This window comes from Pseudonocardia oceani (assembly GCF_019263585.2).
GTDB classification, from domain to species: Bacteria; Actinomycetota; Actinomycetes; order Mycobacteriales; family Pseudonocardiaceae; genus Pseudonocardia; species Pseudonocardia oceani.
On record NZ_JADQDF010000001.1, the window covers coordinates 5,328,452 to 5,349,377 of the forward strand.

Here is a 20,926-nt window from a genome sequence, read left to right on the forward strand (position 1 = left end):
CCAAGGCCCCCGGCCGCACCTGCTCCGTGAACGACTGCGGCCGACCCCACAGTGGACGCGGCCTGTGCGGCGCCCACCTCCAGCGGGTGCTGGCCGGCAAAGCTGTCGGCGACGCGACAGTTCAGGCCACACGAGGGCACCGAAGTGGAGTGCCCAGCTACAGCACCACGCACCGCTGGCTCAGGCAGGCGCGGGGACGTCCGAGCACGCACACCTGTGTGGAGTGCGGGGGCTGCGCCGAGGAGTGGGCGTACGACCATGCCGACCCCAACGAACTGACCTCCTCCAAGGGGCCATACAGCCCGCAGTACGGGCACTACCAGCCGATGTGCAGGCGGTGCCACCGCCTGTTCGACGCGTCGCATGCGAAGAAGGGCGAGGCATGAGGCCTCAGCGGTTCCTACTGTTTGGGCTTCTCCTGATCGTGGCTGGCGCTGCGGCCGTGCTGTCGTTCGCGGCCCTCCGCGATCTCGCGCTGCTGTGCGGTTTCGCCCCTTCGCTGGCGTGGCTCCTGCCGGTCGTCGTTGACGCTGGCGCAGCCGCCGGGTCACTGGTGTGGCTGGGCCAGTGGTCGCCACCCGACGCCGATCGGTACGCCCGCGCGCTCGCCCTGCTGCTGCTAGGCGGCTCGGTTGCGGGTAACGCGCTCGGTCACGGCCTGGAGGCGTATGGAGTCCAGCCCCACTGGCTCGTCGTAGTTGCGGTGTCGGCGATCGCCCCGACGGTGCTGGGTGCCCTCGTCCACTTGATGGTGCTCGTCGGCCGGCCGGAGGCAGCACCGGCGGAACCTCCAACCGAGCTGCCAGTTGCTCCAGCCCTTGGAGATGAGCAGGAGCCGAATCTCCAAGGGCTGGAGGGCGAGCCGGAGACGGTGGAGGAGCGGGCCGCCCGACTGATCGCAGAGGGGGCTGGGCGCAAGCGGCTTGTTGACGAGCTGGAGATCAGCGAGTGGAAGGCCCGCCAGCTTCTCGCCACCACCAACGGAGCGACAGCGTGACGATCGACATGCGCAAGAGGCCCGACCCCGACGAGCCGGGCACCGAACTCGCGCTGCACGACGCGCTCGACGGGGAGGTCGTGTCGCTGCCTGCGCGGCCCGAGCCTGAGCTGGCGCTGCGACCGTCGCCAGCGGTGGCGATGCCGTGGGAGGCCGAGCCACCGGAGCGGCGGCCGATCATCGCGCCGTGGCTGCGTCAGGCCGAGCAGCGCCGGGCCGCCGCCTGGTGGGTGGCGCGCCGGGCGGGCTACCACCTGGCGTGGCACGCCGTGCGCCTGCACCTCTACGTCGCGCTCACGCTGTGGTGGGCGCCGCGGGGGCTGGTGCGCGTGCTCGGGCAGGTGCGCGACTTCGTCGACGACGGGGACGCCCGCCCGCTGCGCAAAGCCGCGAAGACCCGGGGCGATGACGCGCTGTACTTGCGGTACCGCTCGGAGCAGAAGTTCGTGCGCGCCGCGCACCAGCGCCACGTCATCGCGCTCGGCGTGCTCGTCGCGGCGGCCAGCGCCGCGGTGTGGTGGTGGTTCGCCTGGCTGTGGCCGGTCGCCGTCGTGGTGGTCGCGCTGCTGGGCTGGCGCGGGCAGTCGCCCGACAGGCCCATCTTCACCCCGGCCGTCGTGCCGGGCCGCTTCCGCAAGCTGTCCCCGGGCGTGGTGGTCCGGGCGTTCGAGGCGGCGAAGCTGTGCACCGAGGCCGACCCGCTCACCTTCGCCACCCCGATCCACCGCGACGCCAACGGCTGGCGGGCGGTGCTCGACCTGCCCTACGGCAAGACCGCCGACGAGGCGATCCGCCGCCGCGACGAGATCGCCTCGGGCATCGACGTCGACGAGCGGCAGGTCTTCCTCTCCCGCGTCCGCGGGTCGGCCGGGTCGATCCGCCGCGTCGACATGTGGGTCTGCGAGGTCGACCCGCTGTCGATCGCAGCCGGGCCGTCCGAGCTGCTGACCAGGCCCAACGTGAACTTCTGGCACCCGTGGCCGTTCGGGAAGAACGAGCGCGGCGAGACCGTGTGGCTGTGCGTGCTGTGGGCGGCCATGCTCATCGGCGCCATCCCGCGGCGGGGCAAGACGTTCGTGCTGCGCCTGGTCGCGCTGGCCGCCGCGCTCGACCCGCACGTGCGCATCATCGTGTTCGACCTCAAGGGCGGGCCGGACTGGACACCGTTCGAGCACGTCGCCGAACGGATCTTCTACGGGGACCGCGCCGACCCGGACACGGGTGTGCACCCGCTCGCGGCGCTGCGCGACACCATCGACGACCTGCTCGCCGAGGTCGACCGCCGCAACCGCCTGCTCCGCACCCTGCCCAAGGCGGTGTGCCCCGAGGGGAAGCTCACCGAGGAGCTCTCCCGCACCAAGCACCTCGGCCTGCAGCTCATCGTGCTGGTCATCGACGAGGTGCAACGGGCGTTCCTGAGCAAGGAGTACGGGCCCGACATGGAGGACAAGCTCACCGACCTGGCGAAGGTCGGCCCGTCGGCCGGCATCATCACCCTCGCCGCGACGCAGAAGCCCGACGCGAAGTCGACGCCCACCGGGTTCCGCGACCAGTTCGGTATCCGCTTCGCCCTGTACGTAACGACGCGCGACGCCTCCGAGGCGGTGCTCGGTGCAGGCGCAGGCGGCGAGGGGATGCACGCGCACAAGCTGCCGCCCGACGCGCTCGGCGCGGGGATCCTGCGCGGCACCGGCGACGCGAAGGTCAACGGCGGGACCGTGCGCACCGGCTACGCCGACGCCGTCGCGGCCGAGGCCATCTGCCTGCGCGGCCGCGCGCTGCGCGAGAAGGCCGGCACGCTCGAGGGGATGGCGCTCGGGCACACGGTGTCGGCGACGCCGGTGAGCTACTCGGTCACCGAGGATCTGGCGGTCGTGTTCGGCTCCGACGAGAAGGCGCACAGCGACGTCCTCTGCTCGCGCCTGGCGGACCGCTGGCCCGACCGGTACGCCGGCTGGACACCGATCCAGCTGGCCGCCGCGCTCAAGCCGAGCGACGTCCGGCCGCGCCAGGTCTGGGCGGTGAGCCTCGAGGACGAGGTGCCGCGCAACAGGCAGGGCATCCTCCGCAGCGACCTTCTCGGGGCCCTCGATGGCTGAGCTCCTAGACCCTAAGCCGCAGGTCAACGCGGGGGTTCGGCCCCTAGGGCTAGTCCTAGGATCTAGGCGCCGGGCCTGCGCGGCGGCGTCTCCTCCTAGCGCGGGAGGCCGGTGATGGACTCGCTCATGCTGGTCGGTCTGGTCCTCGCCGCGCTCTACCTCGGGTCGTGCTGGCTGTTCCCGTTCCGCGCCTGCTGGGCGTGCTCGGGCCGCACGAAGACGGGCGACGGGCGCGGCAACTTCCGGATGCGGCGGGCGTGCTGGCTGTGCGGTGGCCAGCCCTACCGGAGGTTCGGCGCGCGCCTGCTCGGGCGCGGCCGCTGACCGTCGTGGCATCATCGCCGGGCCGTGCTTCCCCCGCGGCGGACCGCAAACCCCAACAGAGCTGCCGGTTGCTCCAGAACTTGGAGATTAGGCCTGTCGTCCGAGCGAGGGAGCACGCCCATGAACGTCGGTCGCCCGGGTTGCCCGGTCGCGGTGATCCGGTGGAAGCAGCGCCGGGCCTGGGTGCGGGTCTACCCGTGCGTCTTGCATCACGGCGAGGTGCCGGGTGCGGAGCCGATGACCGACCGGCACCGGGAGCTGCTCGCCGCCCGCCGCGCCGACTGGGAGTCCGGCCTGGCCGGGCGCGGGTACGTGGGCCCGCCGACGAGCTCGAGCCGCGACGGGGTGTGAACGACGAAGAAGCTCCCCCGCCCCTGCCGTGAGGCAAGGACGGGGGTGCGGCGTTGTGAAGTGGAAGGGCGCGTCATCAGAGTTGATGAGATGCCGTCGCCACCTGTAACCGTGCGACGGCCCAGCTCGGATGAGCAGGCATGCCGAAGTCGAACGAGCTCACCCACCGCATCACCTACGCACTGAACAACCCGTACAGCACCCGCTCCATCGGCGGACGCGCACGACAGAAGCGCTGGGGCAAGCTCCTCGACACGTTCCCCGACCTTGACCGGATGCGGGTCCTCGACCTCGGCGGCACCGTCGAGTTCTGGCAGAGCGCGCCAGCACAGCCCAAGGACCTCACCGTGGTGAACCTCGAGCCCGCTCGTGACGGGCAGGTCCACGGCGACGCCTGCGCCCCGCCCGCCGAGATCCGCGCCGGCAGCTACGACATCGTGATCTCCAACAGCCTGATCGAGCACGTCGGCGGGCACCTGCGCCGGCAGGCCCTTGCGGAGGTCATCGCCGACCGGGCGCCGCGGCACTGGGTGCAGACTCCGTACCGGTACTTCCCGGTGGAGCCGCACTGGATGTTCCCCGGCATGCAGTTCCTGCCGTTCCGGGCGCGGCTGGCGATCACCCAGCATTGGCCGCTCGGCCACTACTGGACCGACGACCCCGCCCTGGCCATGGAGCGCACCCACGAGGTGGAGCTGGTGTCGGCGACGGAGATGCGCTCCTACTTCCCCGACTCGGACATCTGGTTCGAGCGGATGGCCGGCCTCCCGAAGTCGCTGGTAGCGATCCGGGCCTGACCGCAGGTCAGCCGGGTTCGGGCCATTCGACGGACGGACCGGGGATGACTCGGACACCGCCAGTGGTGGCGATGACGCGGCCGGACCAGGCGAGGTCGGCAAGATATGTCTCCGCCGCCGTGCGGTCGGTGAACCATGTGGTGCCCTGCTCGTGCCCGGTCGCCGCCACGTACGCGGCGGCCTCCTCGATCGTCTCCGGACGCTTCCCTGCTGGAATCAACGAATCCTGAATCAGTGTGCCCGGTTCCAGGTACACGTGGTTGTTCCGCACGGTCACCCCCACCGGGATACCGTCCAAGGCGAAAATGTGGTTGGTCGTCGCCCCGAAGAACACGTTGCGTTCACACACGAGATCCGTTGGCAACGCGTACCGGTAGAACAGCAGGTGGCAGCCGCGACCGGCCGGATCGGGACGGTACTGCCAACCCCACCCGTTGCCCGCACCGAAGCAGAAGTTGTCGGTGAACGAGCAGTCGACGAACCCAACACCGTCACCCGCGACCTCGGAACCGCCGAGCTCGAACGACTGCGAGTTGTTGAAGATGATATTCCGGCGCGCATGCAACCGGCGGTAGCCCTGATTGGTCGGAACCTGCACGCCAGGGGAGCCCTGGTAGGTGACGGCTACGTCGTAGCAGTGCCAAATGCGGTTGCCTTCGATCAGCCAATCCTCGCACCCGATCCACGCCTGGATACCGTTCCCGGCGCGGGTCGGCACGGTGTAGACGTAGTCGCCCCACGTGTAGGAACCGCCGAGGTCGTGGATGTCGCAGTTCAGGATTTGGATGTTGCTCGGTGACCAGTAGGCGGATGCGACGACCCCAGCGTCGGCACCGCAAATGTCGAGGTCGCGAATCGTCCAGTGGTCTCGGGCGAGGTGGAAAACGTCGGCGTTGACCGCGATCTCCACGGTGCGACCCGTCGACGGGTTCCCCACGTGGTAGACGTGCAGAAACTCGCTCACATCGGTTCGGGCGTAGTCGCCGGAGTAGAAGTCCCACGGCTGAGCCAAGGCGGCGGAAGAGTCCTTCTTGGCGCCGTACACGGTCCCGTCGACCCGCAGGTGCCCGACCTCGGTTGCGCCGAGCATCGTGGCGCCGGTGTGCCCGGCCGCGCCGGCGGCAAGGTTGATTCGCCACACGTTGCCGCCAACGTTAGTCCACCCACCGACAGCGGCGATCTTGTAGCAGGAGATCCGTGGTTTCGCCCCGGCCCCGTACGCGCCGAATGTGACGGGGTTGGCGTTCGGGTACGGATGCCAACCCTCCTGCGCCGGCTGGCCATAGAAGGTGTCCCCTCGCCGGAACAGCACGAAGTCCCCCCCGACGATCTGCTGGGCGGCGAGGGCGTCGTTGAGCCGCGCGATCGTGGCCCACGGCGCAGCCTCGGATGTGCCCGTGTTCCCGTCGCTGCCCGTGCTGGCGAGGTAGTAGCTGGTCACACCACTCGCTGCGCGATCATCGAAGTTCCGGGGCCGGACTGATAGTTCCCCGCTCCGGTCATGTAGGCGGCTAGCTCAAGGGTGTAGTTGCCCGGGCTGAGCCCGGTCAGCACCCACGCCATCGGAACCGACAGCCGGATGCCGTTGTCGACCAGCTTGATCGGGTAGGTGATGGGGTTGCCTGCCCCGTTCACGACCAGGTTCCAAATCATGGTCGCAGTGTTGGCGAAGTAGGACGCTAGGTCGACGAGCACGTCGACGCGGAACACGTCCGCCGTCGAGGTTGAGGCGATAGTGATGGCGAGGCCGCCAACAACGGTCCAGTTCGTTGTGGTGAAGTTTGTTTCCGATCCCGTGTCCTGGACCGGCGCCCACGGACCGTTGCCGCCGCCGACACCGGCGAGGAGACCGTCGACCTCGTCCTGGGTGTAGGCGGGGGGGGACAGCTCGCCGGGCGCGACCGGCGAGCTGTCGAGGTTGTAGGCGCTGACCGGGGTGCCGTCAACCGAGAGGGCCGTCTTGGCGTCGAGCGCGGTCTGCAGCCCGGTCGTTTTCGCGATGGTGAAGCTGCCGTTGGGAACGACGGGCGCATCGGAGAAGGTCTTGATCCCGGCGATCGTCTCCGCGCCGGACTTCGACACCTTCCCTGATAGCGCCGAGGTGACCGATGCGGCGAAGGATGCGTCGTCGTTGACCGCGGCGGCCAGTTCGTTGAGGGTGTCGAGCGCGCCGGGGGCGCCGTCGAGCAGCGCGTCGATCGCCGCGGTGATGGCCACGGCCAGCTCGGAGTCGCGGGTGATCCCGGCGGGGATGCGGGCGTCGGCGATCGTCCCGGTCAACGCTGCGGCGGGGACGGTCGGGTTGTCGGCAGTGCCCCCCAGCAGTCGGGCGACACCCTTGGTGTCAGTGGTGGCGTCGACAACCTCCCCCCCGCCGCCTCCGGCGCCGCTGGGTCGGATCGGGTACCGGATGACTCCCATGGTCAGCCCCTCCCAACCGACACGACAGCCGACGCGGCCGAGATCAGCCGAACCACCGTGTCACCCGCAGTCGGCACATCCACCCCCACCGCTGTCCCCGGCTGCACCGACCAGCAGTCCGTGCCCTTCACTGTCGCCGCCCCCGACGGCCCGAACCGGAAGTACACCGGCGCAGTCCCCTCGAGCACCTGCACCTCGACACGGGCCAGGTCGTACTGCGACGGGAGATCCCCGCCGAACGTCACCGTCGACTCGGTGTTCGCGGCGAGCTCGATCTCGTGGATTCCGATGTGCCCGGTCGGCACGTCATGCGCTGCCATGGCGCTGCCCTTCAGTTGCGGTCGAAGACGAGGAACGAGGTTTGGGTGGGCGCCGGGAGCCGAGCGTGATGGCGCGGCCGACGTAGCGGGCCACCACCACCGAGGCGGCGACCCAGGCTGCGGCGGCGGCCCACGCCCACCCCGGCATCAGCTGCTCACCGCACGAACCCGAACAGGCAGAACGCCCACACCCGCGCGGTCACCGCAGTCGCATAGCGCCACGGGATGAGCGCCACAGCGAGGGCCGATGTCACGCGTGAACCTGCACGGGCGGGGCAGCGGCGGTGACCCGGTCCCGCACGACCACGGCGGCGATCGCACCGAGGGCGACGACGAGGCTGGCCTGCTGCGCGGAGTCGAGCTGCAGCCCCAGCGCCGCACCGACCGACACCACCGCGGAGATGGCGCCGACGATGGCCGGGAGAAGGTTGTCCGACTTCACCACGAACGCGGTGATCGCGCCGGCCACAGCAAGAGCGGCAGCGTTGACGACGGTCTGCGTCTCGGGGTTGGCGGCGAAGACGAACGCGGCGAGGCAGGCGACGACGGGGGCGATGAGGCCGATGTAGAGGGCGGCCGGTTCGCGACTGGCGGGGTTCACGGTGACTCCTGGTGGTTGGTCGGGGTGGTCGTCGGGGAGCCGGTGCCGGCCCACATCAGGCGGCGGTGCGCTTGGACAGCAGGTCGAGGACGCGAGCAGCGATCCGGTCCACGTCGGCGTCGGCGAGCGCGAACGTCCCACCGGACGGGGCGGCGACCGTCCCGCTGCCGAGGCGGGCGGTGAGCGCTTCGACCGCGGCGCGGGCGTCGGCGGCTTCGGCCCACGCGTTGAGCGACGACCCGTACTCGTCGTCGGTGGCGGGCCGGCAGTTCTTGGACCGGGCCGGCAGGACCAGGCCGGGCTTCATCTTGCGGATGCCTTCGAGCACTTCGCGCTGCTCGGCGTCGGTCAAGGCCATGAGAAACCCCTCCTGCGGGCGGGCGACGGTGGTGGCGGTGGTGATGCCCCAGGGCGCGGTCGAGTCGAACGCGCCGGGGTCCCGGGTGAACGACACGTGCCCGTGGGAGGTGTGCGGGTTCGTGCCGGTGTAGACGCGCCACCCGGTGAAGTCGGGGGTGGTGATGCGCCGGTTGAAGATGAGGTAGCCGCCGCCGTTGAGGCGGACGTCGCCGCGCTGCCCGAGCTGGCGCAGGTGTTCCATGAGCCAGGCCATGTCGACGCCGTCGACGTCGATGTCACGGGCGCGGACGATGCCCATGTTCGGCGGCGGCGGCTTCTTCACAAACGGGTTGTGATCGCTCGTGCGCGCAGCGTGAGCAGTGTCCCCCACGGTGCCATCGGATGCCTTGTCACGGCGCGGCCAGCGGGCGTTGATCTCGGCGACCAGCGTCAGGGAGCAGGCGCAGTTGCGCCACGGGTCACTCATCGGCCGGCCTGCCGGTGTCGGCGGGCGGGTCTGCGTCCTCGCCGGCGTAGCGCCACGGGTCGGAGTGGTCCTCCTGCCCGGCGGTCATCGACGGCGGGTCAGGCTGCGGCGTCGGTCGCGGGTTCGCGTAGTCGACGTGGCCGGCGTACTCGACCCGGCCGGCGGTGACGACGGGGATGTCGACGCGGGTCGCGGACGGGTCGTAGTCGGCCACGGTGATCGGGGTCGGCGCCGTCTCGTCGTAAAGCCACCGGTCGGGGCTGGACGGGTCGGGGTTCTCGCGCCAGTCGCCCATGCCGGTCTCCTGTCTGCAGGTTGGGACGGGAGGGTGTGACGTGCTGCCACACTCAGGGCATGACGGACTTGATCCGCCCAGGTGGGGCACCGCACCGCTGCGACCATCCGGACCTGAATCTCCGGATTCGGCACGGGGCTCGGTGGCGCTGCGAGTGCGGTCGCCGGTGGCAGCTGCACGTGAATCAGTTGAGCCGGACCTCGTGGAGCGGGCAGTGGAAGCGCTACGGCTGGCGCTGGCCGCTCTGAGACGGGGCGGCCCCGTGTCCCGGGGAGCTGGACACGGGGCCGCGTGCGACCTCGTCAGGCCGCGGGCGGGGGCGTGTTGTCGTCGTCCTGGACGGGCTCGGCCGGGGCCGGCTCGGCGGGGGTCTCGGGGTCGGCGGGCGCCTCGGGCTCGGGCAGCGGCTCCACGTCCGGGGCCTCGGGCTCGGTGCGGAACATCTCCGCGACGTCGTCGAACGCGTCCTTCACCAGGGACGCGGCCTCGAGGTCACCGGCCTCGTCGGCGGCGGCCGCACCCTTGAGGTCGGCGACCTCCGCCCGGAGGGCGGCCTCGGAGGCGATCAGGTCGGACACGGGGGTGGCGAGAGCGGTGAGGCCCTCGGCGATCTTGGCGAGCAGTTCGCGGTCGGCGGCCATGTTCTTCTCCATTCGGGTCAGGCGGGTGGGGATCTGCAGCACGGCCATACGCACAGCCAGGAGGTCGCGCTGCAGATCCGAGAGGGCCGTCAACGGCCAGGTGAAGCGGTCATGCCAGGCCATGCGGACCTCCGGTCAGGGGACGGGCGGGTAACGGCGATGGCGGCGCGCGTAGGCCGCGACAGTTGCGGGCCGACCTGCGGCTTCGCGGCGGCGGGCTTCGGCAGTGATGTCGTCGAGCCGCTTCTCGTCGGGGCTGGCGCGTCGCTGCGACGGCACCACCGGCCGGGTCTTCGCGGACCTCGACGAAACCAGGAAGGGGCGCATGTGCGTGATGAGCCGTGCCACCCGGACTTCTTCCACGAGTGCGTCGAACCGCTCGGACACCGAGGACACCAGGTAGGGCTGCATGTGCGCGATGAGCCGCGCCACCCGCACTTCTTCCATCATCGCGTCGAGCCGTTCGGACATCGACAAGCCGCATACCGCGGTGAGCAGAAGTCGAGCCTGCGCTTCACTCGTGTCCGGCCCGTTCATGCCGGCACCGCGTAGGCGACGACGTTCGACTCGTAGCTGCGGGCGGCCGCGTCGAACCGGCCACCGCAGGTGACCAGGCGCAGTTCGGGGCCGTCGGTGTCGCCATAGACAGATGCCGACGGGAACCGGGACTTGTCATAAGTCTCCACCACGGTCACCTCCCATCGCAGAGTCACGCCGTCGGAGCGGTCGGTCTCGATCAGGTCGCCCGGCCCGAGCCCGGCGAGGCGAGCGAACACCCCGGGCACCGAAGCACCGCCGTCCCGGCCGGAGACGTGGCCGTAGATGACGGCCGGCCCGACGTCGCCGGGTTCGACCCCGGGCTCGAACCACGACGCCTGCCTGGGCTGGTCCACCGGCGGCACCTCCGCGGTCCCGTCCGGGTTGAAACCGGTCGCGACGAGGGAGCTCTCCGCGGCGATGGACGGGACGCGTACCGCGATCGGGGTGAGAGTGGGCACGGCCGGGGTCGAGGTGCGCGGCGGGTAGGTGACCGTCACCGTGGGTGGCGCTGTCGGCGGCACCGGCGCACCGCACCCGACCAGCGCAGCCAGGAGAACGGCCGCGGCGAGCGCGCGGATCATCGCGTGTCGGCCTGGTCGAGCAGCTCGGTGACCAGCCGGGCCGGGAGGCTGCCCTGGTTGACTCGGTAGCCGTTGCTCATGTGGAACTGGAGCTCCCCGATCAGGAGGTCCCGGACGGCGCCGGAGTAGAGCCGGCGGGCCACGGCCATCGCGTCCCGGATCCGGGCGGCCTCGGTGAGCTCCCGGCGCTGCGGGGGCAGCGGCACCGGTTCGGGCTGGGCGTCGGCGAGGTAGGTGGCCTGGAAGTCACGGGCCTCCGCCGCCCGCACCGGCCCCATCAGCTGCTGCTCACCCACCGGTCGCGACCCCCCCGACGGGGGCCCGGCCCACCTGGTCGAAGTCGTCGTCGTCGGGGGTCGGCGCGGGAGCGGAGGTGGTCGGCGGCGCCGTCGTCTCCGTTGTTGCCGGCGGGGTGGTCGGCGGCGTGGTGACGTCGACGGGCGGCTCACAGTCGGTGTCGACCAAACCGAGGTCGAGGAACGCCTGCCGGTGCGTGTTCGGGCCGTACGACACCCCGAGCGTGACGAACCCCTGCCCGTCGAACGAGTCCTCCGGCAGCCGCACCGTGTGCGTCACCGTCTCCCCGGCGGGGACGACGATGAGACCCTGCGCCCCGATGGGGCCGCCCGCGAACGGGCCGGTGGAGAACGTGAACCCGTACTCGCCCACGTCGGCGTTGACGAGGTTGAACGTCACCGTCCCGCACGCCTTCTGCGGGGTGATCGCGACGACCTGCGGGTCCGGGGCCGGGTCCTGGGCCAGCGCGTACGGCGCGGACAGGGTCAGTGCTGCCAGGACGAGCCCGGGCAGGACGTAGCGCTTCACAAGTTCTCCTCGGCAGAGCGAAGTAGGGGTCTGTCCAGCCAAGCCCACGCGAAGTTCGCGCAGCTGCAGCGCAGCGCGTTGCAGACGCGCCAGCCGGCGATGTCACCGGTGTGGATCGAACGGGGATGTGCGCAGGTGCACTGCCGTTCCCGCCACCGGCGCAGGATGCGGAGCGGCATCAGCACGTCCTGGCCGGCAGGACGGGGGTGGCGGCGCGGTCAGCTTCGCCGTCGGCGAGGAGCTGCAGGTACTTCTCCAGGTCGGCGGAACGTTGAGCCCCGGTCCGTTCCGGGTCGGTCAGCGACTCCAGCAACGTCTTGAGCCCGCCCCGGTCGCGCGCCGCTGCGGCGACCGTGACCACGAGAGCACGGTTCGTCTCCTCGAAGGCCTGCCGGTAGCACTCCGACAGCAGCCGCTGCTCCTGCACGTAGGTGACCAGGTAGAAGATGAGGAACGCGACGACGATGACCAGGAGGCCGAGGACGGACAGCGTCAGCTTCCGGATGAAGTCCATGGCCAGCGGCCCGGAGACGTCGGCGGGTTCGCTACCCAGGGTGTCGATCCCCCGCGGGCCGCGCATGCCTGTGGACCCGGCTTCGCCCCGGGCGCCGGTGTCCCCCTTCGGCCCCTGCTCGCCGGTCGGACCGGTCATGTTCCGTCCTCCGGGATAGTCGGGGCCGGCTGTTCGTCGAGGACGCAGCCGAGCCCGGTGCGGCCGTCGCCGTAGGTGACCTGCTGCTGTGTGGATCCGGGGGGGCACGGGGCCCCGTCGCGTCCGGGCGTGCCCGGTGCACCATCGGCGCCGTCTTCGCCGTCCTGCCCGTCGACGCCGTCGACGCCTGCAGGGCCTGTCTTGCCCGGCTCGCCCGGCTCGCCCGGTACGCCCGGTACGCCCGGCTCACCCGGGGTACCTGGGGAGCCAGCGGGACCGCGCGGGCCCACCACAGACGCACCAGGGGCGCCCGCCGGACCAGCCGGGCCGGGGGGACCGGCGATCGGGGACGACTGCACCTGCGCGGCACGGTCACAGGCGCCGGCAGCGGCCAGCGCAGCGGCGGTGTCGTCACCGGCCGCGCACAACGCGGCGACCGGGTCGGCGAGCTCGGTGGCCTGGTCGGCAGTGGCGTTGCGCTGCTGCTCCAAGATCCCGTTGTCGACCGTGAGCCCGGTGTTCGCCGCCTGCGTGTCCGCGGTGGTCCGCCCGATACCGAGACCGAGCACGACGGCGGCAACAGCGGCCGCGACGATCGCCAGCGGCACCCAGCGGGGGATACCCGCGTCGGCGCGACGCTTACCCGGCATCGGGTCCACCCCCACGGGGGGCAGGTGCGGGAGAAGCCGGACGGGGGAAGTCATCGTCGTCGTCGTCCTCCAGGATCCGGGGACGTGGGGGGATGGCGAGGCCACGCTCGGCGAGTTCCTCACGGAGCAGCCAGGTGTAGGCGAGGAGCGCCTCGTAGCGGTCGCGGTAGTGGCGCAGCTGCTGCTTGCGTAGCCGCTGGTCCTCCGCCATCCGGCGCGATCGGTTCGCCGTGTAGGTCGACAGCGCCGCGATGAGCGCGGCCAACCCGACGAACACCGCACTCACGAACTCCGGGGAGATCGCACTCACCCCCGTCGGTCATCGTGCACAGTGACTCATCGCTCGAGAGCACGCCGACGGTCCTTCACCAGGAACCGGACAGCCCCGATCGTGAAGAGGACGAGCGCGACGAGCAGCACCGGCATCCGCCAGTTCCCCGGGCCGCCGAGGGTGTCGAGCTGGCCGGCGACCACGACCAGCGCGATCAGCGCGGTCGACCCGAACCGCAGACGCTGGTCGGCGTCCCGGGAGCGGAACATCGCGTAGATGCAAGCCGCCATCAGCATGATCGCCACGGCGGCGCAGGCGATACGCAGCAGGTCAGGTACGGGCATGGCAGGGCCCTTCGATCAGGCCTTACCGGCGGGAGCATGCGCTGGCGACTCGCTGCGCACCGGCCGCCGGCCGATGCGCAGGTCGGCCGGGTCCTTGAACCGCTTGCTCACCCGCTGCACCGCGTCGTCGTAGCCGTCGCCCGCGTCCTCGATGACCAGCCACACCTTGCCGCAACGGCGGCAGTTGAGGTGCGGCTGCAGGTCGCCGGGCCCGGCGACCTGCGCGGTCCGGCCTTCGATAGAGATGACGCTTTCAGTGGCCAGCATGTGACCGAGCTGTTCGCAGTCTTCTTCGTGCACGGCCCTGCGCATCTCATCGGTGATGATCACCATCAGCTCCTCAGGTCCAGACGGCGACGTTGACGCCGAGGTAGGGCGGTCGGTTGTCGAACGCTTCGCCAGAGCCGGTGTTGTTGATCGTCACGGTGTGGGTGTGCGCGCCGCCGGAGGTGATGTCGAAGGTGAAGAAGTGGCCGTGGTCGCCGCGCGTCGCGCCACCGGACTGCCAGTCCGAAAGGCCGAAGTCGGCGCCGGCCGCTGCGTTGTACCGGGTGCCGGGGAAGTGGCCGCTGTGCCCGCCGTTGTTGTCGAGCTGGCCGTTGGTCGAGTCGTGGTTGTGCGTGCCGGCCGACGCCGCCGTGCCGGTGTGCCCGTGCGCCGGCAGATTCGCCACGGTCAGCGTGCGGGTCGCCGAACCGCCAGTGCCGCCGAGGGTGACGGTGCCGCCCGCACCGACGAGGGCCCGGTCGCGGGCGTCGGGCAGCGTGAACGTGGTCGACCCGTCACCCACACCGAACCCCGCCGCGGCCGTGTCCTGCACCCACTGCCACAACCGCGCATACGTGGTCCGCGACACCACCTGCCCCTGCAGCAGCAACGTCCCCACCGGCGGGACCGAAGCCAGCGTCGGGAGCATCGTGCCCGTCGGTAGAGCAGCGACCCGCGCGAGCATCGTCGACTTGAAGTCCTCCAGGTCGGCGGACAAACGGGCGATGACCTGTCCAGGTTCCTCGAACGCGCGATCCTCAGACACCGGGCCTCCTACACGAACTCGAGGTCAACAGATTCCGGTTCGTTCTTCACGACCTCCACGAACCGGGACCGCAACCGGTAGGGCCCGCCCACCCCCAGCAGGGTGTCGAGCTCGTAGCTGACGGTGTCCCCGACGTCGTAGCGGTCCAGGTCGGTGTCAGGGGTGACGCGGATCTTCCGTCCGGGAGCGCGCAGCGGCTGGTCCTTCGCATCGCGCAGCGCCGCGACGTGATCGTCGAGAGTGCCCTGCTCGGACACGTCCGACCACGATCCCCAGGTGGCGGTGCGCCCGTACACCGCGCGCAAATCCACGTTGGGCTGCTCCGACCACAGCGCCGCCTGCCCACCCGACGCCGACCCCACCCCGAACGCGTCGGAGGCGAAATCGTCCGGGGACAGGCTGAACACCCCGTCGAGGCCGTCGACGGCGCGACCACCGAACACGACCGCGTCCTCGCCGCTGCTGCGGTCCACACCCTTCGCCGGGTACGTCAGCTGCAGCCGCCGGGTGACCGGGTCGATCTCGGCGTCGAACCCGTCGCGGCGCGCCCCGAGTTCCTCCAGGCGCCGCGACACCTGATGGATCTCGTTTCGCTCGTAGGTCTGATCCCGCAGCCGCCCCGACACCCCGACCGCGGTGGTGTCGATGCCGAAGTGGCCGAAGTTGCTGGCCTGCCACTGGTCGATCAGCCACGCCGCGATCGTGAACTGGTCGACCTGGTCGAACCGCTTGTCGGCCAGCACGATCATCCACCGCAGATAGGCCATGAGCCCGCCCGCTTCGACGGTGAGTTCCCCGCCGCGCTTCGCCCCGCCCAGCAGCGGCCCAGCGCACACCGTCTTCCCGTTGCGCAGCACGTGCAGCTCGGCGGGGTTGCGGTCCGGTGCGCGCAGCAGCTGCTTCACCGGCTCGGTCAGCGACGCGATGCTGCACGTGACGCTGGACGACTGCCCCTTCGACAGCACCGTTCCCCACCGGACCCGCGACCACGGGATGCGGTCGGCGATGAAGAACGACGGCGGCCCGGCCGGTTGCGGCACCCGGCGGACGGCGAGGACCTCGTAGAGCGGGACGAGCCGCACGATCGGGCGCAACGTCCGGACCGCGGAGTCCAGCGTGGTCGTGAGCGCGGGCGTGCCGACCGCCTCACCGGACGGAACACCGGTCAGGAAGATCGCGACGGCGCCCACCGTGAGCATCGGCGCCCCGACCGCCTCACCGGAGGCGACACCGACGGCGAACAGGCTCATCGACACCCGCGGAACACCGACCGCCTCCGCCGACGGGACACCCACCGTGGACAACCCGACCGGCCCGGCGGTGACCGCGGGGGCCGGGACGACCTCCCCCGACACAACACCGGCAGTCGACACCGCCGCCGCACCCAACGTCAGGGTGGGCGTGCCGACGGTTTCCGCGGTGGGCACCCCTGCCGGGGCGACCGTCAGCGACAGCGTCGGCGCGCCGACTGCCTCACCGGAGGCGACACCGGTGGCGGTGACCGACGCCGGCCCGGGTGCCACCGTGGGGGTGCCTACCGCTTCCGCGGTCGGCACGGCGGCGGCCACGACGACGCCGCCGATGGTGATCGTGGGCGCGCCGACCGCCTCACCGGAGGCGACACCGGTGGCTGTGACACCCACGGACGCGGTGACCTGCGGTGTGCCGACGGCCTCGGTCGACGCGACCCCGGCAGGAGCCGCGGCGACAGCGCCCGCGGTCAGGGTGGGCGTGCCGACGGCCTCGGCCGACGCGACACCGGGCGGGGTGACCGTCAGGGCCAGCTCGGCGACGATCTCCACACCGACGTAGTGCCAGTCGCACACGGTCGTGCCGGCGGCGTCGATCGTGTACGTCGTCTCGGCGGCGACCGCGCCCATCGGTTTGTGACCCGAACCGCCCGCGACCTGCGCGGAGATGAACACCGGGTCGAACGCGGACTCGCCGCTGGTCGGGGTGGCCGACGAAGACTCGTCCTGCGCTGCGGCGTAGAACCCGAGCGAGGCCGCGCGAGTAGCAACAAGCCCGGGAACTGCGACCGTGTTCGTGCTGACGTTCCCGGACGTCACATCACCGACCGGGCCGGCCGGGTCGGCGCCCTGCACCACGTAGACCTTCAGCGACTTGTTGTCGCTGTTCGACGTCGTGAACGTGACCGTCCGGGCCGCCGACGTCGGGGCCGCCGCCACGAACAGCGCGGACCCGACCGCGCCGCCGGTGACGCGCTCGGCGACCTTCGTCCACGTCAGCGCGGTCCCGCTGTTGCTCACCGTCAGCGTCGGCGCCGGGGCCGGGCCGGCGTCGATGACCACCGCCGCGACCAGCACCGACCCGGCCGGGGCGGTGAACGACGCCGTCGTGACAGACGCCGCCGCCGAAGCCGCCTCGACCCGGGCCGGGCTACTGGAGTGGACGGTGGGCATCGGCTACGGGCCAGCGGTGATCTGCAGAGCGGTGACGACCTCGATGGTGCGCAGCCCGTTGCGGCGCAGCTGGTTGGCGCTGACGCTCGTCGTCCCGGCCGGGACCGGGACCACGTCGGGTGTCGAGTCGGGTGCGCCGTCGGGGCCGAGCCCGATGTACACGCGCCGGTACTGGCAGTCCGCGTCCCGGAACGCGACCGCGCCGGTGAGGGCGCGGGTCGCCTCGTTGAAGTTCACCGTGAGCCGGATGACCTTGCCCACGTAGTCGCGGAACTCCACGACGAACGGGTTCGGCGGAACGTAGGGCTCCTCGATCTCAGGTGTGGTCATCGGCTGCGGATCCCTCCGAGGTTGGCGCACACGCAGCAGTCTCCCGACGCGGTGCGGTGGATGTTGCCGGCGGTGATGGGCACGAACACCGAGAAGCAGGTGCGGCAGCGCCACGGGATGAACAAGGCGAGGAAGTCGAGCAGGGCGCGCATCACAAGCGGTAGATCTTGTTACTGCCGTTGTCGAAGATCAGATTCACGTCGCCTGTGTTCGGAGTGACTGGCAGCCCGGTCGCCGTGTCGATGTAGACGATGAGCTGCGATGTGGCCGCCGAACCCGTGTCCTTGTAGATCACGATCGCTTCGGCCTGATCACCCGTCGCGCCGACGAACGTCGGGTCCGCGGCGTCGGCGACGCCCGCGACCGTGGTCTTCCCGGTGAACGCCGCCGTGGTCGCAACCCGCGCGGCGACCGGGATGTCGGACAGGAACGCGTGCGTCGACAGCGACGGCGTGTAGTCGGCGAGGTCGACCAGCACCGCCCTGATGGCGTCGGTCTGCCACGCGATCTCGCCGCGCAGGTGCGCGTTCCTGCCGGAATCGAACAGGCTATTCACCATAACTAACGCTCCTCTTTACTATAGGATGGCGAGGTGGAGAAACCATGCGAGCGGTGCGGGAAGCTACTGATCACGACAGCGAAGCGGCTCGCGGCGGGCCGCGGCCGTTTCTGCTCGCAGTCCTGCGCGAAGACCGCTCAGTGGGCAGCCACGCCCCGCACAACACCGCGGTACCGGTACATCCGGGCAGTCGGTCATCCGCTGGCCAACGCCAACGGCACGGCGCTGGAGCACCGCCTTGCGCTGTACGGCCGGATCGGCCCCGGCCCTCACCGTTGCCACTGGTGTTCGATTCCCGTGGACTGGGCGCCCGGCAGGCGCACCGCACCTGGAGCGTTGGTGGTCGACCACCTCGATGGGGACGGCCGGAACAACCAGCCCACGAACCTGCTGCCGTCCTGCCACCGGTGCAACGCGGCTCGTGGACGGAAGGACCTCGTCGGCGATGACGAGCCATACGTTCTGATGACGGGGAGCCGAGGGCGCCACCGGGCCGTGCAGCGGGTCTGTCCGTGCGGCAAGGAGTTCCTCGCGCTGGCTGCCGACAAGCGACTGAACGGGGGCCGGTTCTGCTCCCGCTCCTGCGCTCGTCGGAAGCACCCCGTCAGGACGTAGGGGGCGGAGACCAGTCGAACCCGGCACCCTCGCCCTCGTGCTCCTTGGGCTGGTACTCCGCCTGCCGACCGGCCATCCGGAACCCGGCCTTGCGCCGGGCCTCCCGCTCGGCCAACGACTTCTTCGCCGTCGTCGGGCCGTGGCCGTCACCGGCGTGCTGGGCCTGGAAACCGGCCAGCTGCGGCAGCACGTGCGACACGGGGTCGACGAACCTGCGCACGTCGCCGCACTCGCAGTACATCTCCAGGAGCACGGTCGGGTTGTCGTCGGGTGTGTGGACCGCCGGGTCATACGGCGGGGGCAGGGCATCGCTCACGGCGACCTCTCTCTGTTGGGATGGTGCTCCGGCGCAGGGGGGCCTATCCGGCCCACGTATCGCGGTACTCCAGGGCACACGTCACCGCGGCCCCGGCAGGTGTGGTCCGCAGGTACAGCGCGTTCACACCGCCCACGGCGTCGGGGGCCGGGGAGAGGAAGAACGGCTCGCGGGGCGGAACCCACGCCCCTAGCTTCGACTGGCCGCCGATCGTGATCGTGGAACGCGGCTGCGCGGTCACCTCGGCCGGCATGTCCGCGACCAGCTGCGCACCAGCGGGGAGGACACCGGCCATCTCGAAGGAGCAGTTGCCGGTGATGTTGACCAGCTCCAGGCCGGTCACGTCGACGTCCGGTGCGCCCGTCACCCGGATCACCGGGAAGGCCTGCGCGTTCCCCGCGTTGATCGCCGACACGGCCGTGACGACCGTGCCCGTGCTCGGCGACGCCGGTACCAGAACCTCCCGGGCGCGGGCCGAGTAGATCCGCGGGTCCGCCGCGCGCAACAGGAACGCCTGCTTCGTGAGGATCATCTGCTCGGCGGTCATCTCCCGGATCAGGGACCCCGGGCGGCACCGGATGGTCCGTAGCGGCATCCCCGGCAGCCGGAAGTACAGGTCGAAGTCCTCCGAGCGGCGCGGCCGCAACGCCATCAGCAGCCGCTGCGCCGCCTGCTCCAACTCCACCGGCGGGCCGTCCCAGTTGACCCGCCCCAGGATCGTGCGGGCGTTCTGCCGGTCCACCCCGCGCTGGTCGCCGTCGAACCGCGGGAACGGCGTGTCGGACGACTCGACGTCCCACCCGCCGAGCCCCTCGAGCGACTCGATGCGGTAGTCGGTTCCGGCGCCGATCATCAGACCGTTCGCGCCGCGGCCGCCGAGGAGCAGCTGGTGGTTCGCCGGCCCGATCCATCCGCTGCCGCTGAACGTCATCACCGGCGAGGCGTTGAGACTGGAGAACCGGCCGAACACCGTCAGCGCCCCGCGCCCGCCGAAGGTCATCAGCGGCGGCGCGGACAGCGACGTCATCTTCAGCGGCCCGAGGGTGCCGCCCCGGAACGACAGCAGCACCCCGATCCAGTCGCGCGGGGTGGAGAGCCGGCCGCCGAGCTGGTAGGACCCGACGGTGTTCGTGATGGCGGCGTGCACCGTGAGGCGGTGCCGTTCCCCGTCGAGGTCGCTGCTCGGACTGGTCGTGTCGCTCAGCTTCGCCAGGCCGCCGGTGAAGCTGCCCTGCGTGGTCGACGCGTTCTGGTTGACGATCGCGCCGATCAGCAGCTCGTCGGCCTGCGCGATCGTCCCGGTCGCACCGGTGGACACGGTGCTGGGCTCCCCACCGAGGATCGCGACCCGGTCCAGCGCCGCCGCCTGCGCTAGACCGCGGGTCTCCAGTACCCGCACCTGCAGCGACTCGTGTACCGCCTGCACGGTCACCGACGAGATCGGTGTGGCGTTGGGCTTCTCCCACACCGCGATCGCGATGTCGTCGCGCAGGCTCTGCGAGCCGAGCGCGACCCGGAACCCGGAGAACCCTGCCGGGTCCGACGGGAACGGGTTCTTGTGCCCGCGGGGGATACGGGCGGTGGCGATGACGGTGAGGTGGCTGCCCTGCTGCGTCGCCCGGTCCAGGGTGACCCGGCAGGACGACGAGTCCGATGCGGTGGTGTTGCCCGCGTGCTGGGCGATCACCGGGGGCATCAGGCCACCTGCAGCTCAGCGGTGTTCGCGTCGATCTGCACCGGGGACAGCCCGGCCTTCGGGTTGAACGTGTCGTCGAGCTTGTTCCAGTAGTCCGGTACGCCACCGGTGGAGGCCTGGAACAGCACGTACCAGCCGCACGCGCCCCAGTCCCCGGTCGGGTTGGGCCAGGTCACGTCGGTGCCGTTGCGCTTCACGGTCCGCCCGCCCGCCGTGACCGCCGCCGGGAAGTTCGTGGCGTTGTTCGTCTTCAGCACCCGGGCGTACCCGGCGCCGACGGGCTCGCTCACCCCGGACCCGTCCTCGTTCGGCTCGGTCCGGGACAGCCCCCAGTACCAGTTCGTGGGCGTGCCGGACCCGAAGTCCTGGTCGAGCTTGGTTCGCTTCCGAGCATCGCTCAGCCCCATCGTGGCTCCTCC

General features: G+C 71.0%; 29 protein-coding genes. 5 read left to right on the forward strand and 24 right to left on the reverse strand.

The window, feature by feature from the left end; genetic code table 11:
• Window positions 1–382: 382 nt before the first annotated feature.
• From I4I82_RS26535 to I4I82_RS26555, 5 genes are all read left to right on the forward strand, one after another.
• On the forward strand, window positions 383–997 hold the full coding sequence (locus I4I82_RS26535) for a DUF2637 domain-containing protein (RefSeq protein WP_218596112.1): 615 nt from the start codon (window positions 383–385) through the stop codon (window positions 995–997).
• Entirely contained in the window at window positions 994–3,096 is a 2,103-nt protein-coding gene (locus I4I82_RS26540) for a hypothetical protein (protein WP_218596113.1), read from the forward strand. Before I4I82_RS26535 ends, I4I82_RS26540 begins: the two co-directional genes overlap by 4 nt.
• A 114-nt stretch (window positions 3,097–3,210) precedes the next feature.
• Entirely contained in the window at window positions 3,211–3,420 is a 210-nt protein-coding gene (locus tag I4I82_RS26545; protein WP_218596114.1) for a hypothetical protein, read from the forward strand.
• Window positions 3,421–3,540: 120 nt separating this feature from the next.
• Complete coding sequence (locus I4I82_RS26550; RefSeq protein WP_218596115.1) at window positions 3,541–3,771, forward strand: hypothetical protein; 231 nt, start codon at window positions 3,541–3,543, stop codon at window positions 3,769–3,771.
• A gap of 140 nt (window positions 3,772–3,911) precedes the next feature.
• A complete protein-coding gene (locus I4I82_RS26555; protein ID WP_225920690.1) occupies window positions 3,912–4,568 on the forward strand; it encodes a class I SAM-dependent methyltransferase in 657 nt (218 codons plus the stop codon).
• A gap of 7 nt (window positions 4,569–4,575) precedes the next feature.
• Here the strand turns inward: I4I82_RS26555 and I4I82_RS26560 are convergent, their stop codons facing one another.
• The 24 genes from I4I82_RS26560 to I4I82_RS26675 form a co-directional block, all read right to left on the reverse strand.
• On the reverse strand, window positions 4,576–6,009 hold the full coding sequence (locus I4I82_RS26560; protein ID WP_218596116.1) for a right-handed parallel beta-helix repeat-containing protein: 1,434 nt from the start codon (window positions 6,007–6,009) through the stop codon (window positions 4,576–4,578).
• On the reverse strand, window positions 6,006–6,785 hold the full coding sequence (locus I4I82_RS26565; protein WP_226370260.1) for a hypothetical protein: 780 nt from the start codon (window positions 6,783–6,785) through the stop codon (window positions 6,006–6,008). Before I4I82_RS26565 ends, I4I82_RS26560 begins: the two co-directional genes overlap by 4 nt.
• 206 nt (window positions 6,786–6,991) lie before the next feature.
• Entirely contained in the window at window positions 6,992–7,294 is a 303-nt protein-coding gene (locus tag I4I82_RS26570; protein WP_218596118.1) for a hypothetical protein, read from the reverse strand.
• A gap of 265 nt (window positions 7,295–7,559) precedes the next feature.
• Entirely contained in the window at window positions 7,560–7,910 is a 351-nt protein-coding gene (locus I4I82_RS26575) for a hypothetical protein (protein ID WP_218596119.1), read from the reverse strand.
• Window positions 7,911–7,965: 55 nt separating this feature from the next.
• Window positions 7,966–8,736, reverse strand: a complete 771-nt coding sequence (locus I4I82_RS26580) for a hypothetical protein (protein ID WP_218596120.1) — start codon at window positions 8,734–8,736, stop codon at window positions 7,966–7,968.
• On the reverse strand, window positions 8,729–9,031 hold the full coding sequence (locus I4I82_RS26585; protein WP_218596121.1) for a hypothetical protein: 303 nt from the start codon (window positions 9,029–9,031) through the stop codon (window positions 8,729–8,731). The genes I4I82_RS26580 and I4I82_RS26585 overlap by 8 nt, the downstream gene beginning before the upstream one ends.
• 302 nt (window positions 9,032–9,333) lie before the next feature.
• Window positions 9,334–9,795: a hypothetical protein gene (locus tag I4I82_RS26590; RefSeq protein WP_218596122.1), complete on the reverse strand. Its 462-nt coding sequence runs from the start codon at window positions 9,793–9,795 to the stop codon at window positions 9,334–9,336.
• A 12-nt stretch (window positions 9,796–9,807) separates the two neighbouring features.
• Complete coding sequence (locus I4I82_RS26595; RefSeq protein WP_218596123.1) at window positions 9,808–10,209, reverse strand: hypothetical protein; 402 nt, start codon at window positions 10,207–10,209, stop codon at window positions 9,808–9,810.
• Window positions 10,206–10,793, reverse strand: coding sequence for a class F sortase (locus I4I82_RS26600; protein ID WP_218596124.1), 588 nt, complete (start codon window positions 10,791–10,793; stop codon window positions 10,206–10,208). The genes I4I82_RS26595 and I4I82_RS26600 overlap by 4 nt, the downstream gene beginning before the upstream one ends.
• The gene (locus tag I4I82_RS26605; RefSeq protein ID WP_218596125.1) at window positions 10,790–11,089 is read right to left on the reverse strand and encodes a hypothetical protein; all 300 of its coding nucleotides are present in this window, start codon (window positions 11,087–11,089) and stop codon (window positions 10,790–10,792) included. The genes I4I82_RS26600 and I4I82_RS26605 overlap by 4 nt, the downstream gene beginning before the upstream one ends.
• Window positions 11,082–11,618, reverse strand: a complete 537-nt coding sequence (locus I4I82_RS26610; RefSeq protein WP_218596126.1) for a hypothetical protein — start codon at window positions 11,616–11,618, stop codon at window positions 11,082–11,084. Before I4I82_RS26610 ends, I4I82_RS26605 begins: the two co-directional genes overlap by 8 nt.
• Before the next feature lie 178 nt (window positions 11,619–11,796).
• Window positions 11,797–12,270 (reverse strand): collagen-like triple helix repeat-containing protein, encoded by a 474-nt coding sequence (locus tag I4I82_RS26615; RefSeq protein WP_218596127.1) that lies wholly within the window; start codon window positions 12,268–12,270, stop codon window positions 11,797–11,799.
• Window positions 12,267–12,920, reverse strand: a complete 654-nt coding sequence (locus tag I4I82_RS26620) for a collagen-like protein (protein ID WP_218596128.1) — start codon at window positions 12,918–12,920, stop codon at window positions 12,267–12,269. The genes I4I82_RS26615 and I4I82_RS26620 overlap by 4 nt, the downstream gene beginning before the upstream one ends.
• Entirely contained in the window at window positions 12,910–13,230 is a 321-nt protein-coding gene (locus I4I82_RS26625; protein ID WP_218596129.1) for a hypothetical protein, read from the reverse strand. The genes I4I82_RS26620 and I4I82_RS26625 overlap by 11 nt, the downstream gene beginning before the upstream one ends.
• 26 nt (window positions 13,231–13,256) lie before the next feature.
• Window positions 13,257–13,535, reverse strand: coding sequence for a hypothetical protein (locus I4I82_RS26630; protein ID WP_218596130.1), 279 nt, complete (start codon window positions 13,533–13,535; stop codon window positions 13,257–13,259).
• 15 nt (window positions 13,536–13,550) lie between these two features.
• Window positions 13,551–13,868, reverse strand: coding sequence for a hypothetical protein (locus I4I82_RS26635; RefSeq protein ID WP_218597400.1), 318 nt, complete (start codon window positions 13,866–13,868; stop codon window positions 13,551–13,553).
• A 7-nt stretch (window positions 13,869–13,875) separates the two neighbouring features.
• On the reverse strand, window positions 13,876–14,568 hold the full coding sequence (locus I4I82_RS34550) for a tail fiber protein (protein ID WP_218596132.1): 693 nt from the start codon (window positions 14,566–14,568) through the stop codon (window positions 13,876–13,878).
• 8 nt (window positions 14,569–14,576) lie between these two features.
• Window positions 14,577–16,991, reverse strand: coding sequence for a hypothetical protein (locus I4I82_RS26645; protein WP_218596133.1), 2,415 nt, complete (start codon window positions 16,989–16,991; stop codon window positions 14,577–14,579).
• A 3-nt stretch (window positions 16,992–16,994) separates the two neighbouring features.
• Window positions 16,995–17,321: a hypothetical protein gene (locus I4I82_RS26650; RefSeq protein ID WP_218596134.1), complete on the reverse strand. Its 327-nt coding sequence runs from the start codon at window positions 17,319–17,321 to the stop codon at window positions 16,995–16,997.
• Window positions 17,318–17,473 carry a hypothetical protein gene (locus I4I82_RS26655; RefSeq protein ID WP_218596135.1) on the reverse strand — a complete coding sequence of 52 codons (156 nt, stop codon included), beginning with the start codon at window positions 17,471–17,473 and terminating at the stop codon, window positions 17,318–17,320. The genes I4I82_RS26650 and I4I82_RS26655 overlap by 4 nt, the downstream gene beginning before the upstream one ends.
• On the reverse strand, window positions 17,473–17,880 hold the full coding sequence (locus tag I4I82_RS26660) for a hypothetical protein (RefSeq protein WP_218596136.1): 408 nt from the start codon (window positions 17,878–17,880) through the stop codon (window positions 17,473–17,475). Before I4I82_RS26660 ends, I4I82_RS26655 begins: the two co-directional genes overlap by 1 nt.
• 604 nt (window positions 17,881–18,484) lie before the next feature.
• Window positions 18,485–18,811: a hypothetical protein gene (locus I4I82_RS26665; protein ID WP_218596137.1), complete on the reverse strand. Its 327-nt coding sequence runs from the start codon at window positions 18,809–18,811 to the stop codon at window positions 18,485–18,487.
• A gap of 43 nt (window positions 18,812–18,854) precedes the next feature.
• Entirely contained in the window at window positions 18,855–20,507 is a 1,653-nt protein-coding gene (locus I4I82_RS26670; protein WP_218596138.1) for a hypothetical protein, read from the reverse strand.
• On the reverse strand, window positions 20,507–20,914 hold the full coding sequence (locus I4I82_RS26675) for a phage tail fiber protein (RefSeq protein WP_218596139.1): 408 nt from the start codon (window positions 20,912–20,914) through the stop codon (window positions 20,507–20,509). The genes I4I82_RS26670 and I4I82_RS26675 overlap by 1 nt, the downstream gene beginning before the upstream one ends.
• Window positions 20,915–20,926 lie beyond the last annotated feature (12 nt).

Coding starts and splice junctions, on each gene's coding strand:
- I4I82_RS26535 (WP_218596112.1), top strand. CDS start 383: ATGAGGCCTCAGCGGTTCCTACTGTTTGGGCTTCTCCTGATCGTGGCT.
- I4I82_RS26545 (WP_218596114.1), top strand. CDS start 3,211: ATGGACTCGCTCATGCTGGTCGGTCTGGTCCTCGCCGCGCTCTACCTC.
- I4I82_RS26550 (WP_218596115.1), top strand. CDS start 3,541: ATGAACGTCGGTCGCCCGGGTTGCCCGGTCGCGGTGATCCGGTGGAAG.
- I4I82_RS26555 (WP_225920690.1), top strand. CDS start 3,912: ATGCCGAAGTCGAACGAGCTCACCCACCGCATCACCTACGCACTGAAC.
- I4I82_RS26580 (WP_218596120.1), bottom strand. CDS start 8,736: ATGAGTGACCCGTGGCGCAACTGCGCCTGCTCCCTGACGCTGGTCGCC.
- I4I82_RS26585 (WP_218596121.1), bottom strand. CDS start 9,031: ATGGGCGACTGGCGCGAGAACCCCGACCCGTCCAGCCCCGACCGGTGG.
- I4I82_RS26590 (WP_218596122.1), bottom strand. CDS start 9,795: ATGGCCTGGCATGACCGCTTCACCTGGCCGTTGACGGCCCTCTCGGAT.
- I4I82_RS26595 (WP_218596123.1), bottom strand. CDS start 10,209: ATGAACGGGCCGGACACGAGTGAAGCGCAGGCTCGACTTCTGCTCACC.
- I4I82_RS26600 (WP_218596124.1), bottom strand. CDS start 10,793: ATGATCCGCGCGCTCGCCGCGGCCGTTCTCCTGGCTGCGCTGGTCGGG.
- I4I82_RS26615 (WP_218596127.1), bottom strand. CDS start 12,270: ATGACCGGTCCGACCGGCGAGCAGGGGCCGAAGGGGGACACCGGCGCC.
- I4I82_RS26620 (WP_218596128.1), bottom strand. CDS start 12,920: ATGCCGGGTAAGCGTCGCGCCGACGCGGGTATCCCCCGCTGGGTGCCG.
- I4I82_RS26630 (WP_218596130.1), bottom strand. CDS start 13,535: ATGCCCGTACCTGACCTGCTGCGTATCGCCTGCGCCGCCGTGGCGATC.
- I4I82_RS26635 (WP_218597400.1), bottom strand. CDS start 13,868: ATGGTGATCATCACCGATGAGATGCGCAGGGCCGTGCACGAAGAAGAC.
- I4I82_RS26645 (WP_218596133.1), bottom strand. CDS start 16,991: ATGCCCACCGTCCACTCCAGTAGCCCGGCCCGGGTCGAGGCGGCTTCG.
- I4I82_RS26650 (WP_218596134.1), bottom strand. CDS start 17,321: ATGACCACACCTGAGATCGAGGAGCCCTACGTTCCGCCGAACCCGTTC.
- I4I82_RS26655 (WP_218596135.1), bottom strand. CDS start 17,473: ATGCGCGCCCTGCTCGACTTCCTCGCCTTGTTCATCCCGTGGCGCTGC.
- I4I82_RS26660 (WP_218596136.1), bottom strand. CDS start 17,880: ATGGTGAATAGCCTGTTCGATTCCGGCAGGAACGCGCACCTGCGCGGC.
- I4I82_RS26670 (WP_218596138.1), bottom strand. CDS start 20,507: ATGCCCCCGGTGATCGCCCAGCACGCGGGCAACACCACCGCATCGGAC.
- I4I82_RS26675 (WP_218596139.1), bottom strand. CDS start 20,914: ATGGGGCTGAGCGATGCTCGGAAGCGAACCAAGCTCGACCAGGACTTC.